Source organism: Aestuariivirga sp., assembly GCF_046093005.1.
GTDB lineage: Bacteria > Pseudomonadota > Alphaproteobacteria > Rhizobiales > Aestuariivirgaceae > Aestuariivirga.
In genome coordinates this window covers 1-13334 of the sequence record NZ_JBJTER010000108.1, presented here as the reverse complement: position 1 = coordinate 13334, position 13334 = coordinate 1, and the positions used below count along the sequence as shown (strand labels likewise).

Below are 13334 nucleotides of genomic sequence, written 5' to 3'. Positions count from 1 at the left end.
GGCGCTGTCCTTCGGCGCCTCGCTGATCTCGATCTTCGCGCGCCTTGGCGGCGGCATCTTCACCAAGGGCGCGGATGTGGGCGGCGACATGGTGGGCAAGGTCGAAGCCGGCATCCCCGAGGATGATCCGCGCAACCCCGCGACCCTCGCTGACAATGTGGGAGACAATGTTGGTGACTGCGCCGGCATGGCCGCTGACCTGTTCGAAACCTATGTGGTGACGGCGGTGGCCACCATGGTGTTGGCGGCGATCGCGCTGCCCGCCGACCTCAAGCTCGCGGGCATGGTGCTGCCGCTGGCGATCGGCGGCGCTTGCGTGGTGACCTCGATCATCGGCACCTATTTCGTGAAGCTGGGCGCCAGCAACAACATCATGGGCGCGCTGTACAAGGGCGTGATCGCAACCGGCGTGCTGTCGCTGATTGCGCTCTACCCGGTGATCAATTTGGTGTTCGGCGGCATGTCGGTGCCGATCACCACGTCGGATGCCACCTTCACGCCCATGACGCTGTTCTGGTGCGGTGTCGTCGGCCTGATCATCACCGCGGCGATCATCTGGATCACCGAATACTACACCGGCACCGGCAAGCGGCCGGTGAACTCGATCGCCGAGGCCTCGATCACCGGCCACGGCACCAACGTGATCCAGGGCCTTGCCGTCTCGATGGAGGCGACGGCGCTTCCGGCGCTCGTGATCATCGCCGGTATCATCGTCACCTACACCATGGCCGGCCTGTTCGGCACCGCCGTGGCGGTGACCACCATGCTGGCGCTCGCTGGCATGATCGTGGCGCTCGACGCCTTTGGCCCGGTCACCGACAATGCCGGCGGCATTGCCGAAATGGCGGGCCTGCCGAAGGAGGTGCGCCATAACACCGACGCGCTGGATGCGGTGGGCAACACCACCAAGGCCGTCACCAAGGGCTACGCCATCGGGTCGGCCGGGCTTGGCGCGCTGGTGCTGTTTGCGGCCTACACCCAGGACCTCAAGGCCTTCTTCGCCGATGTGCCGGTGAGCTTCGATCTCTCCAGCCCGTGGGTGGTGGTGGGCCTGCTGTTCGGCGGTCTGCTGCCCTACCTGTTCGGCGGCATGTCGATGACGGCGGTGGGCCGCGCCGCCCAGTCCGTGGTGGTCGAGGTGCGCCGCCAGTTCAAGGAGAAGCCAGGCATCATGGAAGGCACGGACAAGCCGGACTACGGCCGCGCTGTCGACATGCTGACCAAGGCGGCGATCAAGGAAATGATCGTGCCGTCGCTGCTGCCGGTGCTGTCGCCGATCGTGGTCTATGTCGTGATCAACCTCATCGCCGGCCAGGCCGCCGCCTTCTCGGCGGTGGGCGCCATGCTGATGGGCGTGATCGTGACCGGCCTGTTCGTCGCCATCTCGATGACGGCGGGCGGCGGCGCCTGGGACAACGCCAAGAAGAGCTTCGAAGATGGCTTCGTCGACTCGAAGGGCGTGAAGCACTTCAAGGGCTCCGACGCGCATAAGGCCTCGGTGACCGGCGATACGGTTGGCGATCCCTACAAGGACACGGCGGGCCCCGCCGTGAACCCGATGATCAAGATCACCAATATCGTGGCGCTGCTGCTGCTGGCTGTGCTGGCCGGCCACTGAGCCCGGGCATCCTAAAATGATTGACCCCGCCTGGAGCGATCCGGGCGGGGTTTTTCGTGAGCGTTGCTGGAAGGCCGCCGCGGTTCAATGCGGCGGCTCTCCGTTCACGCCGGGTGCCACCACTTGCCGGCGATCACCACGCCGCGCGAGGCGATGCGCTGGCGGCCTTCGAGGTGTTCGCCAACCACATCCACATAGTCGAACGCGCCGTCCTCGACGGCCAGCACGGTCGCGTCGCCCACGCTGCCCGGCTTCAGGCTGCCGAGCTCCGGCCGTTTGAGCGCGAAGGCGGCGTTGACGGTCGAGGCCCTGATCACGTCTGAGAGGCTCATGCCGAGGCACAGGAACTTCGACATGGTTGTCACCTGGTCGAAGGCCGGGCCATTGATGCACAGCGCATGCACGTCCGAGGAGATGGTGTCTGGCGCGAAGCCGTTGGCCAGCATAGCGCGCGCCGTTTTGAAGGCGAAAGATCCCATGCCGTGGCCGATGTCGAACAACACGCCGCGCTTGCGCGCCGCCAGCACCGCGGCCTTGACCGTGCCCTGGGCGGTGGCGGGCGAATTGGGGAAGGGCCGGAAGGCGTGGGTCAGCACATCGCCGGGCCGCAGCCGGGCGATCACCTCCTCATAGGTGGGCGGAGGCTCGTCGATATGGGCCATCACCGGAAGCCCGGCCTCCTCGCCGACCTGCAGCGCGATGTCGAGTGGCGCCACACCCTGGTCGCCCGAGGCATGGCGCCCCACCCGCACCTTGATGCCGATGACCACGTCACGGTTCTCGTCCGCCACCCGCAGCGCGGCGCGCGGGTCGATGAGCCGCAAGGTCTCGCTCTCGCCGACCATGACGGTTTCCGAAAAACCATAGATGCCGGCGTGGCTGACATGCAGGTAGGCGAGGATGCGCACCGGCGAGGGTTCGATCACATGCTTGCGGAAACCGGCGAAATTGCCGGGCCCCGCCGAGCCGGTGTCGACAGAGGTGGTGACGCCGGACGTGCGGCAATATTGCTCTGCATCGATGCCGAGCGACGTGCCGCCCCAATAGACATGGGTGTGAAGATCAATGAGGCCGGGCGAAACGATCAGCCCGGAGACATTGCGCACCGCAGCTCCGGGATGTTCGAGCTTCGGCGCCACCGCCGCCACTTTACCGCCCGCAAAACCGACATCGGCCACTGCGTCAAGGCCCTGCGAAGGGTCGATGACCCGGCCGCCTTTCAGTATCAGATCCATGATGCGTGATCCCCGCCTATATCCGTCCACCCAGCATCGGCCCGGTGCGCGTGCCCTTGGAACTGCGCAACATCATGCTGACGATGGAATTATCCTCGCCGTAGACCGGGCTCTGGTTGCCGTTAAGGGCGACCACCCGGCCGTCCTCCAGGCCATAAGTGCCGAAGCTCTTCACCAGGCCGGCCTCGTCGAACCGGATGGCGATCACCTCGCGGTCGGTCTCCTCGGTGAGGAAGGCCTTGTCCTGGGTGGTCGAGCTTATGTAGTAATAGCTGTCGCCCTTGAACTGGACGGAGGCCGTGGTGGATGGCGTGCCGAGGATGCCCTCCACCTCCATTTTGGTCATGCCGGTGTTGATCTGATCGAAAGCCCCGGGCTTGGGAATGTATCCGCGGCGTTCCACCTGCGGAGAACAGCCGGCAAGGATCAGCGCAGCGCCCGCGGCGGCCGCCCAGACTGCCAGCCTGCGTGACGTTCCAGATCGATTTCGCAGCACGCCTAATCCCCTTGTTGCGATCCGCGTAATATACAAAGATAAGCCCTGTCCGGTAGCAGCAACACGATGATCCTCAAACGTCTTTTTCAACGTCCGCCGACCCCCGAACGCGAGTGCTATGCGGCAATTGTGGCCGCCGCGCGGCACCCGGTCCTTTATGCCGGGTGCGGGGTGGAGGACAGCCTCGACGGCCGGTTCGATATGATTGCACTGCATGCCTTCCTGGTGCTGGACAGGCTCAAGGGCGCGGATGCGGCGTTCCGCCAGGCGCTGGTGGATGAGCTTTTCCAGGACATGGACCGGTCGCTTCGGGAGATGGGAGTGGGCGATCTCTCGGTGGGCAAGAAAGTGCGCAAGATGGCCGAGGTGTTCTACGGCCGGGTGGCCGCCTATGACCGGGCGCTGGCCGGGCCCGAGGGAGCGCTGACCGGGGCTATTGCCCGCAATGTGTTTCCGGGCGGCGCTGATGCCGCCGAATCGGCGGGCGCGCGGCGTCTCGCCGCCTATGTGCAGGATCAGCGGGCGCATCTTGCCGGACAGCCGGTTGCCGCCATTGTTGCGGGAAAGCTCAGTTTCAGGGAGCCCTCTCCATGAGGCAGCAGCGGTCCTCGCCGGAATTCTCCAGGCCGTTGCCCACCGACCGCGTGCCGGCCGGAGGATCGCTCGAGAACATCGCGGCTGAGCCTGCGGAGCTCACGGCCCTGGCGGCGCGGATGAAGCTGCCCGCTATTCATGCGCTGTCGGCCGAGATCCGCGCCACGCCCTGGCGGGGCGGCGGCATCAAGCTTGAAGGCCACATCACGGCCGATCTCGAGCAGGTTTCGGTGATCAGCCTGGAGCCGTTCCGGGAGACCGTGTCATTGCCGCTGGCCCGCTACTTCCTGCCGCCGGGGGGCGCCGCCGAGGCGTCCGAGGATGACGATGCCGATCCGATCGAGGGTGGCGTGATCGACCTCGGCGAGGTGGTGGCGGAAACTCTGGCGCTCGACCTCGAGCCATATCCGCGCAAGCCCGGCGAGGCCTTTGCCGCGCATGTTGAGACTGCGGAACCCCCGCCCGGCGCCGAATCGCCCTTCGCGGTCCTGGCGCGCCGCAAGTCTGAGTAGCCTGTTCCTTTTTTGGAATGACTTTGCCCGTGCAATCTCCTATGGCATCCATCACGCCCTGTCTGGTTGCAATGCTCCAGTTGGGGCGCCATCCACGATGACCGGCTGAACATTGAAGCAAGACAGACATCTGACCATCGCGCTTGATGCAATGGGAGGCGACCAGGGCCCGGAAATTGTGGTTCCAGGCACCGCCTTGGCGGCAGCGCGCCACCCGGAGCTGCGGTTCCTGCTGGTGGGCGACCGCAGCCGCATCGCGCCGCTGCTTGAGCGTCATCCCAAACTCAGGGAACGCGCCGAGATACGCCACACCGAAGTGGCGGTCGCCATGGACGCCAGGCCCAGCCAGGCGTTGCGCCAGGGGCGCGGCAAGAGCAGCATGTGGCTGGCCATCGACGCTGTCCGCCAGGGCGATGCCGATGCCGCGGTATCGGCCGGCAATACCGGCGCCCTCATGGCCATGGCGCGCTTCATCCTGAAAACCCTGCCTGGCATTTCGCGGCCGGCGATTGCCGCGCTGTGGCCAACGCTGCGCAGCGAGAGCATCGTGCTCGACGTGGGCGCCACGATCGGCGCGGACGCCGCGCAGCTCGTTGAATTCGCGGTGATGGGCGAGGCCATGGCGCGCTGCCTTCTTGGGCTGGAAAAGCCCACGGTGGGGCTGCTCAACGTCGGCGTCGAGGAGATCAAGGGCGTCGAGCAGGTCAAGGAAGCAGGCCGCATCCTGCGTGACTCGCGGTTGCCCATCGAATATGCGGGTTTCATCGAGGGCGACGACATCGGAAAGGGCACTGTCGATGTGGTGGTGACCGAGGGGTTCACCGGCAACATCGCGCTCAAGACGGCGGAGGGCACCGCCAAGCAGCTCACGAGTTACCTCCGGCTTGTACTCTCGCGCACGCTCTTAAGCAGGCTTGGCGCCTTGCTGGCGGCGGGCGCTTTCCGGGCTCTCAAGGATCGTATGGACCCGCGCAAGCACAATGGCGGGGTGTTCCTGGGGCTTGACGGGATCGTGGTGAAAAGCCACGGCGGCACCGATGCGCTGGGCTTCGCCACCGCGATCGACATGGCGGTGGAAATGGTGCGCACCGGGCTGGTGGCGAAGATCAGGACCGATGTCGAGCTGATGACCGGGCTTCTCAAGGAGCCTGACGCGGCCAGGCTGAATCTGACGGAAGTGGGATCATGACGCGAGCGCCGGGCCTTGCCGTGAGATCGGTGATCGCCGGATGCGGGTCGGCCCTGCCGCGGCGGGTGATGACCAACGCGGAGTTGAGCAAGATTGTCGACACCAGCGACGAGTGGATTGTCGAGCGCAGCGGCATCTCCGCCCGCCACATCGCGGGAGAGGGTGAGACCACGCGTTCGCTCGGCGCCGAGGCGGCGCGCCGCGCGCTCGCCCATGCCGGCGTGGCGGCTGACGCCATTGATCTGATCATCGTGGCGACCTCCACCCCCGACCAAACCTTCCCCGCCACCGCGACCCTGATCCAGGCCGACCTCGGCGTGACTCATGGCGCCGCGTTTGATGTACAGGCGGTGTGCTCGGGCTTCGTCTATGCGCTGGCGATCGCCGATGCCATGCTCAAGACCGGTCAGGCGCGCTGCGCCCTGGTGATCGGTTCTGAAACCTTTTCGCGCATCCTCGACTGGACCGACCGCACCACCTGCGTGTTGTTCGGCGATGGCGCGGGAGCCATGGTGCTCACCGCCGAAACCCACCCCGACACCTCAGAAAGCCCCGGCATTCTGGTCACCAGGCTGCACGCCGACGGCCGCCACCATGACAAGCTCTACGTCGATGGCGGGCCATCGACAACCAAGACGGTGGGCCACCTGCGGATGGAGGGGCGGGAAGTGTTCAAGCATGCGGTGGTCAATATCGCATCGGTGATGCAGGAGGCCATGGCGGCGGCCCAGGTGAGCCCCGGACAGGTCGACTGGTTCGTGCCGCACCAGGCCAACCGGCGCATTCTTGAGGGCACCGCCAGAAAGCTGGGCATCCGCGAGGACCGAATCGTCATGACCCTCGACCGCCACGGCAATACCTCCGCAGCGTCAATCCCGCTGGCCTTTGATCTGGCAGTGAAAGATGGCCGGATCGCCAGGGGCGATCTGGTGCTGTTTGAGGCCATGGGCGGCGGCTTCACCTGGGGCGCGGTTCTGGCGCGCTATTAGGCCTCGCACCTAACCCCTTGAGTTAGAAATATTTACTGTTGACCATCGGCGGTTCGCCCCGTAGATTCTTGGCGTAACGACAGGGGCTCAGAATGGCCGATAAGACCCTTACCCGCGCCGATCTCAGCGAGGCGGTTCATCGTCAGATTGGTCTTTCTCGCAGCGAATCGGCCGATCTGGTAAAAACCATGCTGGACATGATGTCCGAACACCTCGTGCAAGGTGAGACGGTCAAACTGTCCTCGTTCGGCACCTTCATGGTGAGAAGCAAGAAGGGCCGGGTGGGCCGCAACCCCAAGACCGGCGAGGAAGTGCCGATCACCCCTCGCCGTGTGCTGGTGTTCCGTCCGAGCCAGGTGATGAAGAACGTCATCAACGGGCTGGACCGCGGTTCCGACGAAGATTGAGCCGTTTGACGCCGCATCAAGAGGAAGGGTGCAACATGGTGGAAAAGTCCCCTGACGCGTTCCGTACGATCAGTGAAGCCGCCGAGGAACTCGGCGTGCCGCAGCATGTGCTGAGATTCTGGGAAACCCGTTTTCCGCAGATCAAGCCGATGAAACGGGCCGGTGGCCGCCGCTACTACCGCCCGGCCGATGTCGACCTTCTGAAAGGCATATGCAGCCTCCTTTACAAGGAAGGCTATACCATCCGCGGGGTGCAGAAGATCCTGAAGGACGACGGCCCGTCCCATGTGTCGGGCATCGGCCGCGGCAAAGTGCAGGCGCGCAAGCGTGTGGAAGAGGTTGCGGCCCTGCCGGTTTCGCCCAAGGCAGCGGCTTCGGCGCCCGCCCCTCTGCCGGTGCAGCCATATCTCCCGCTGGGAGAGGTGAAGGTGGTGGTGAACCGGCTGGGAGAGGACCACGCCGAAATGCTGCGGGCCGCGCTTCGTGACCTGGGTGACGCCCGCCGCCTGCTTGACCCGTCCATGGCGCGCTGAGCGAATAGCTCTTCCGCCGGAACTGGAACAATGCTAGACCCTGCCGCCGTGGCGGAGCGTAGCGCAGCCCGGTAGCGCACTATTCTGGGGGGATAGGGGTCGCTGGTTCGAATCCAGTCGCTCCGACCACTTTATTCCTTGGTGCTGAAATTTGTGGTGGTCCGCCGCCGGACCATTGACTGCCGCCCACGTGGCGCATGCGGACGCAGGGCGTTCTGCCGCAACAACCTCACTGCATTCTTGCTTTCATGGCCCGGCAACGTGCGTGCCAGCCTTGAACAAAATCCGCTTCAATCCGGATTTCTACGGTTAGGCATTGGTGTTAGTTTACGTTAAGTTTATCAGTAGCTTCCCTGGGAGAATCGCTGTGGCCCCGTCGCGGAAGAACGGCCGGCACGAAAAACCGGTGAAATATACCTTCGGATTACAGCCGCGCTTTGTTTTGGCCGTGGTCAAATCAAGCGAAGCATGGCAAAGTGAAGTTGACTGCAGCTGCGTCGCTAAAACCACGTAGGTAAATGCTCTATATGGTCTGGAATTGGGGGGATAAGTGCAGGAAGACATCGATCTGAAACTTGTCGATCTGCTGCGGGTGTCGATTGCGCTCAAGGACGCGCTTCGGGACTTGGGGTTTAGAGACAACGTGCGCATTGATCTCGACCGCGAAGATGGTCTTCTGGTTCTGGAACTCGTTTCCGGCGCGCGTCACGCGGGCGCTGAGGAGTGGTCGCAGCACGGAAAGCCCCACCGTAATGGCTTCAACAGCCTTAAGGTGGCCGGCGTGACCTATCAGTGGCCCGCGCCGGAACTGGCGTCCCAGGCCCTGGCGGCGCTCCGGTCGCATGTGTTGGTCTCGCGGCTGCCGGACTGTGCCAACGACAATCATGGCCGCCAGGCGATCGCCCGGGGCGGATACGGGTTCGACGATTAGTCCTGTCGCCAGCGCCTGCCGCGCGGATCGTTAACCGGCATCTGGCCGCATCATCCAGCGGATGATGGCCATTGCCACGGGTAGCCAGAGAAGCCCCGCGGCGGCAAAGAACCCGAGTTCGAGTGCAATGCCACGGCCGGCGGCAAATTCGCCGCCAACCGCCATCATAACCAGCGCATAGACGGCAAGAAACACCAGCATCAGGACGGTGCCGGCTGCCTTCCGGGTTCTTTGCTTCATAAGCCTGGGTCTTGGCGCAGCCGCGGCCCACGCGCAAGGCCCGGCGCCTGCGGCGCTTCATCACTTGAACCGGAGGCTGCGGCCACCGTATTCCGGCGCAACATGTCTCCGCCCGCTTTCACCCATCGTCAGGCCACGGCGCTGCCTTTCGTCCGGGCGTGGCTCTATGCCATGGCCGCGCTGGTATTCGTCATGGTCATCGTCGGCGGGGCCACCAGGCTCACGGACAGCGGCCTGTCGATCACCGAGTGGCAGCCTTTGCTCGGCGCCATTCCGCCGCTCAACGAACAGCACTGGCTGGAAGCCTTCGAGAAGTACCGGCAGATCCCGGAGTATCATCTCGTCAACAAGGGCATGAGCCTCGAAGAGTTCAAGTTCATCTACTGGTGGGAGTGGGCGCACCGGTTTCTGGGGCGGGTCATCGGCCTCGCCTTCTTCCTGCCCTTCGCCTATTTCGCGGTGACCCGCGCGCTGTCTTTGAAAACCTCGCTCCGCTGCGGCGCGTTGCTGGTTCTGGGCGGTCTGCAGGGTGCGCTCGGCTGGTACATGGTGTCATCTGGCCTCGTGGACCGGGTGGATGTGAGCCAATACCGTCTGGCGGCGCATCTCACACTGGCCACGGTGATTTTCGGCGCGATCCTGTGGGTCGCCCTCGGCCTCGAACGGCCGCGCCACGCGCCGCGGGATGGCAACCAATGGACCGCGTTGCTGATCGCCGCGCTGGTCGTGCTCCAGGTGGCGGCCGGTGGTTTCGTGGCAGGGCTTGACGCCGGCTTCGGTTACAATACATGGCCGCTGATCGAAGGCGCGCTCATCCCGCAGGGGCTGTTCACCGGAACCCCCTGGTGGCGCAATCTGTTCGAGAACGCGCTCACCGTACAGTTCAATCACCGGATGCTGGCCTATGTGATCGCCATCCTGGCGCTGATCCACGCCTATCTGGCGCGCACACCGGGAAGCCTCATGGTTCTGGCGGCGGTGTTCCTGCAGATGGCGCTCGGCATCTGGACGCTCTTGTGGGCGGTGCCATTGTGGCTCGGTCTTGCCCATCAGGGCGGGGCGCTGATCGTGCTGACTGCGGCGCTCTGGAACCTGCACACGGCCTTGCTGGTCAGGAGCGCGGTACCATCGTTGCGTCCGGCAACGGCCTGAACAAAAGAGGCCGGGGTTGAACCCGGCCTCCGCATTTCTTGATGATGGCTGGCTTACGAAATCGCCTGGTCGAGATCGGCGATGATGTCCTCGACATTCTCGAGCCCGATCGACAGGCGCACCACGTCCGGCCCGGCGCCGGCAAGCTTCAGCTGGTCGGCGCTGAGCTGGCTGTGGGTGGTCGAGGCCGGGTGGATGATCAGCGAGCGCGTATCGCCGACATTGGCGAGATGCGACAGGAGCTTCACCGACGATACGGTCTTGACGCCCGCCTCATGGCCGCCCTTGAGGCCGAAGGTGAACACCGCGCCCGCGCCGCGCGGACAATATTTCTGGGCCAGCGCATGGTGCTTGTCGTCGGCGAGCCCGGCGTAGTTGACCCATGAGACCCTGGGGTTGTTCTTGAGCCATTGCGCCACTTTCAGCGCATTGTCGCACTGGCGCTGCATGCGGAGCCCCAGCGTTTCCATGCCGGTGAGGATCAGGAAGGCGTTGAGCGGGGCGATGGCCGGGCCCAGGTCGCGCAGGCCCAGCACCCGGCAGGCGATGGCGAAGGCGATGTTGCCGAAGGTCTCGTGCAGCTTGAGGCCATGGTAGGAACCATTGGGCTCCGATAGCAGCGGGTAGCGGCCAGACTTCGACCAGTCGAAATTGCCGCCGTCGACGATCACGCCGCCCATCGAGTTGCCGTGCCCGCCCATGAATTTGGTGAGCGAATGAACGACGATGTTGGCGCCATGCTCGAGGGGACGGCACAGATAGGGGGTGGCCAGGGTGTTGTCGACGATCAGCGGAACACCGGCCTTGCGGGCGATCGCCGCCACCGCCGCGATGTCGGTGATGCGGCCGCCCGGGTTGGCGATCGACTCGATGAAGATCGCCTTGGTCTTGGGCGACAGCGCCTTCTCGATCGAGCCCATGTCCTCGGCGTCGGCCCACACCACATGCCAGCCGAAGGACTTGAAGGAATGGCTGAACTGGTTGATCGAGCCGCCATAAAGCTGGCGCACCGCCACGAACTCGTCGCCGGGCTGCATAATGGTGTGGAACACCAGGAGCTGCGCGGCATGGCCAGACGCCGTGGCCAGCGACGCGGTGCCGCCTTCGAGCGCCGTCACCTTGCCTTCGAGCGCTCCCTGGGTGGGGTTCATGATGCGCGTGTAGATGTTTCCGAAGGCGCGCAGGGCGAACAGATCGGAGGCATGCTGCACATCGTTGAAAACGAAGGATGTCGTCTGGTAGATCGGCGTGATGCGCGCGCCGGTCGCGGGGTCGGGCGCGGTGCCGGCATGCAGCGCCAGCGTGTCAAAACCCGGTTTCCTGTCGGCCATGGTCAAATCCCTCCTGTGAACAGGGGCGGGACCATATCCCGCCTCTGTCAAAACCTCAATTGGGCGGTTCAGTAGGGCAGCATCCGTCCGATCAGGCCGTCCCGGTCGATGAACTGGTGCTTGAGGGCGGCCAGCACATGCAGCGCGATCAGTGCGATCGCCAGGTTGCTACCGAGTTCATGGAGATCTTTGGCGCCGCTGAACGTGAATGGGGGCAGGGGCATCGGCAGGGCCCCGAACAGGCGCGTTGCCGCCATGGCCGGCTCTTCCTTCACAAAACCGCCGAAAGCCAGCCAGCCGGTAACCGGTATGGCGATCAGCAGCACGTAGAAGAGCCCATGGACCGAGCGCGACAGGATCCGCTCATAGGGCTTCATGCCTTCCGGCAGGGCCGGTGCGGGGTGGGCAAGCCGCCAGATGATCCGCAACAGGGTGAGCGCCAGGATGAGCGCCCCGATGCTGACATGCAGCGAAGGGCCGAAGGTGCCTGTCAAGGCGTCGCCTGCTTCCCCGGCGTCTTCGCCGGCCTCCATCAGTTCCTCGCCGAACACCAGCATGAAGATCAGCAGAGCCGCGGTGGCCCAATGGATCAGCATCGACACGCGGTCATAGCGCGACAGGACATCAGTTTTCATGAGTAACCTCTTAAAACGACCTGACGTGTCAATAGTGGCGCGGCGGCATGGCCGCTTTGCGATGGGTCAATATCCCTTTCGCGGCCCCAGCCCCAGGCTCTGCATCTTGCCGCTCTCGTGCAAGGACTGCTTGCGGGAGGAGAGAAGGCCGGAATCGCCACCCACCCAGGCCCATTCGCCGGAAAGCTTGCCATATTCCATTTTCGGGCAGCGGTTCATGACCACCTGCAGGCCCTGTGCCTCGGCGCGCCGGGCGGCCTCGTCGTTACGCACCGAGAGCTGCATCCAGATGACCTTGGGCTTCGGCTCAAGCGCCAGCGCCTCATCGGTAATGGGGCCGGCAGCCTCGGAATTGCGGAAGATGTCCACCATGTCGATGGGCTGTGGAACGTCCGTGAGGGAGGCGTAAACGCGTCGGTTGAGGATCTCCTGGCCCGCCAGCCCCGGATTGACCGGGATCACCTCATAGCCTTTGTCGAGCAGATACTTCATGACGAAATAGGATGGCCGCACCGGATTGTTCGAGGCGCCGACCAGCGCCACGCTCTTCACCGATTGCAGGATGCCGCGGATATAGTCGGCGGAATAGGACTCGTGGTTCATGGCTCGTCAGTCCAGCTGGGCGGGCGCTTGGCGATGAAGGCGGCAATGCCTTCCTCGGCGTCGCGCTGGAGCAGGTTCTCGGTCATCACACGCGCCGCATAGGCATAGGCTTCGGCCAGCGGCAGGTCGCGCTGGCGGTAGAAGGCCTGCTTGCCGGTCTTGACGGTGACCATGGATTTTGAGGCGATCTTCGCGGCCAGCGCGGAGACCGTGTCGGAAAGCTCGTTGGATGGCGCCACCCGGTTGACAAGCCCCATGCGGCAGGCGTCCGCCGCGCCGAACGTGTCACCGGTCAGCAGCATCTCCATGGCATGCTTGGCGCTCACGCTGCGCGACAGCGCCACCATCGGCGTCGAGCAGAACAGGCCAATGTTGACGCCCGGCGTGCAGAACGACGCGGTGTCGGCGGCAATGGCCAGTTCGCAGCTTGCCACCAGCTGGCAGCCCGCGGCGCTGGCAAGCCCCGCCACTTCGGCGATCACCGGCTTGGGATTGTTCACGATGCCCAACATCAACTGGGCGCAGCTCTCGAAAAGCCCCGCGAAATAGGCCGCTCCCCTGTCCGGGTCGGCGCGGCGGGCGCTGATCTCCTTGAGGTTATGGCCGGAACAGAAGACCGGGCCATGGCCGGAGAGTACGATCACCCGCACGTTTCTGTCGTCAGCGGCCGCCGCGAGGCTGGCACGCAGCGCCGCCATCATGGCTTCCGACAGGCTGTTGCGGCTCAGGGGATCGTTGAGGGTCAGGCGGAGCACGCCGCCGTCGCGCGCGGAGAGCAGGAGACCGGTCATTCTTCTTCGATGTCGAGCAGCTTCAGCCGGTCACCATAGACGGGATCGTCCATCAACCCTTCGATGACCTTCCGGTTG

The 13334-nt window shown here is 64.6% G+C and carries 16 protein-coding genes and 1 tRNA gene; 10 read left to right on the top strand and 7 right to left on the bottom strand.

What is annotated here, in order from left to right:
- On the top strand, window positions 1-1618 hold a 1618-nt coding region (locus ACKOED_RS09645), incomplete at its 5' end, for a sodium-translocating pyrophosphatase (RefSeq protein ID WP_408916382.1).
- A 104-nt stretch (window positions 1619-1722) separates the two neighbouring features.
- Here the strand turns inward: ACKOED_RS09645 and ACKOED_RS09640 are convergent.
- Window positions 1723-2853, bottom strand: coding sequence for an amidohydrolase/deacetylase family metallohydrolase (locus ACKOED_RS09640; protein WP_408916381.1), 1131 nt, complete (start codon window positions 2851-2853; stop codon window positions 1723-1725).
- A 16-nt stretch (window positions 2854-2869) separates the two neighbouring features.
- Window positions 2870-3349, bottom strand: coding sequence for an outer membrane protein assembly factor BamE (locus tag ACKOED_RS09635; protein ID WP_408916380.1), 480 nt, complete (start codon window positions 3347-3349; stop codon window positions 2870-2872).
- Between the two features lie 66 nt (window positions 3350-3415).
- Between ACKOED_RS09635 and ACKOED_RS09630 the strand changes: the two genes are divergently transcribed.
- The 8 genes from ACKOED_RS09630 to ACKOED_RS09595 all read left to right on the top strand — a co-directional run bounded on the left by ACKOED_RS09630 (window position 3416) and on the right by ACKOED_RS09595 (window position 8504).
- The gene (locus ACKOED_RS09630) at window positions 3416-3943 is read left to right on the top strand and encodes a ubiquinol-cytochrome C chaperone family protein (protein ID WP_408916379.1); all 528 of its coding nucleotides are present in this window, start codon (window positions 3416-3418) and stop codon (window positions 3941-3943) included.
- Complete coding sequence (locus tag ACKOED_RS09625; protein WP_408916378.1) at window positions 3940-4455, top strand: YceD family protein; 516 nt, start codon at window positions 3940-3942, stop codon at window positions 4453-4455. The genes ACKOED_RS09630 and ACKOED_RS09625 overlap by 4 nt, the downstream gene beginning before the upstream one ends.
- A 112-nt stretch (window positions 4456-4567) precedes the next feature.
- Window positions 4568-5644, top strand: a complete 1077-nt coding sequence (gene plsX / locus ACKOED_RS09620) for a phosphate acyltransferase PlsX (RefSeq protein WP_408916377.1) — start codon at window positions 4568-4570, stop codon at window positions 5642-5644.
- Entirely contained in the window at window positions 5641-6633 is a 993-nt protein-coding gene (locus tag ACKOED_RS09615) for a beta-ketoacyl-ACP synthase III (RefSeq protein ID WP_408916376.1), read from the top strand. Before plsX ends, ACKOED_RS09615 begins: the two co-directional genes overlap by 4 nt.
- A gap of 92 nt (window positions 6634-6725) precedes the next feature.
- Window positions 6726-7040, top strand: coding sequence for an integration host factor subunit alpha (locus tag ACKOED_RS09610; protein WP_408916375.1), 315 nt, complete (start codon window positions 6726-6728; stop codon window positions 7038-7040).
- A 38-nt stretch (window positions 7041-7078) separates the two neighbouring features.
- Complete coding sequence (locus tag ACKOED_RS09605; protein WP_408916383.1) at window positions 7079-7573, top strand: MerR family transcriptional regulator; 495 nt, start codon at window positions 7079-7081, stop codon at window positions 7571-7573.
- Window positions 7574-7625: 52 nt separating this feature from the next.
- Window positions 7626-7702 (top strand) — tRNA-Pro (locus ACKOED_RS09600).
- A 421-nt stretch (window positions 7703-8123) separates the two neighbouring features.
- Window positions 8124-8504, top strand: coding sequence for a hypothetical protein (locus ACKOED_RS09595; protein WP_408916374.1), 381 nt, complete (start codon window positions 8124-8126; stop codon window positions 8502-8504).
- A gap of 30 nt (window positions 8505-8534) precedes the next feature.
- Here the strand turns inward: ACKOED_RS09595 and ACKOED_RS09590 are convergent, their stop codons facing one another.
- A complete protein-coding gene (locus tag ACKOED_RS09590; protein ID WP_408916373.1) occupies window positions 8535-8744 on the bottom strand; it encodes a DUF2842 domain-containing protein in 210 nt (69 codons plus the stop codon).
- A 102-nt stretch (window positions 8745-8846) separates the two neighbouring features.
- Here ACKOED_RS09590 and ACKOED_RS09585 point away from each other — a divergent pair, with 102 nt between their 5' ends.
- Entirely contained in the window at window positions 8847-9896 is a 1050-nt protein-coding gene (locus tag ACKOED_RS09585) for a COX15/CtaA family protein (protein WP_408916372.1), read from the top strand.
- Between the two features lie 53 nt (window positions 9897-9949).
- Here the strand turns inward: ACKOED_RS09585 and ACKOED_RS09580 are convergent, their stop codons facing one another.
- The 4 genes from ACKOED_RS09580 to ACKOED_RS09565 all read right to left on the bottom strand — a co-directional run bounded on the left by ACKOED_RS09580 (window position 9950) and on the right by ACKOED_RS09565 (window position 13256).
- Entirely contained in the window at window positions 9950-11227 is a 1278-nt protein-coding gene (locus ACKOED_RS09580; RefSeq protein WP_408916371.1) for an O-acetylhomoserine aminocarboxypropyltransferase, read from the bottom strand.
- Between the two features lie 68 nt (window positions 11228-11295).
- Window positions 11296-11862: a cytochrome b gene (locus ACKOED_RS09575; RefSeq protein WP_408916370.1), complete on the bottom strand. Its 567-nt coding sequence runs from the start codon at window positions 11860-11862 to the stop codon at window positions 11296-11298.
- 66 nt (window positions 11863-11928) lie between these two features.
- Entirely contained in the window at window positions 11929-12465 is a 537-nt protein-coding gene (locus ACKOED_RS09570; RefSeq protein WP_408916369.1) for a CoA-binding protein, read from the bottom strand.
- Window positions 12462-13256 carry an enoyl-CoA hydratase gene (locus tag ACKOED_RS09565; protein ID WP_408916368.1) on the bottom strand — a complete coding sequence of 265 codons (795 nt, stop codon included), beginning with the start codon at window positions 13254-13256 and terminating at the stop codon, window positions 12462-12464. Before ACKOED_RS09565 ends, ACKOED_RS09570 begins: the two co-directional genes overlap by 4 nt.
- Window positions 13257-13334: the final 78 nt, after the last annotated feature.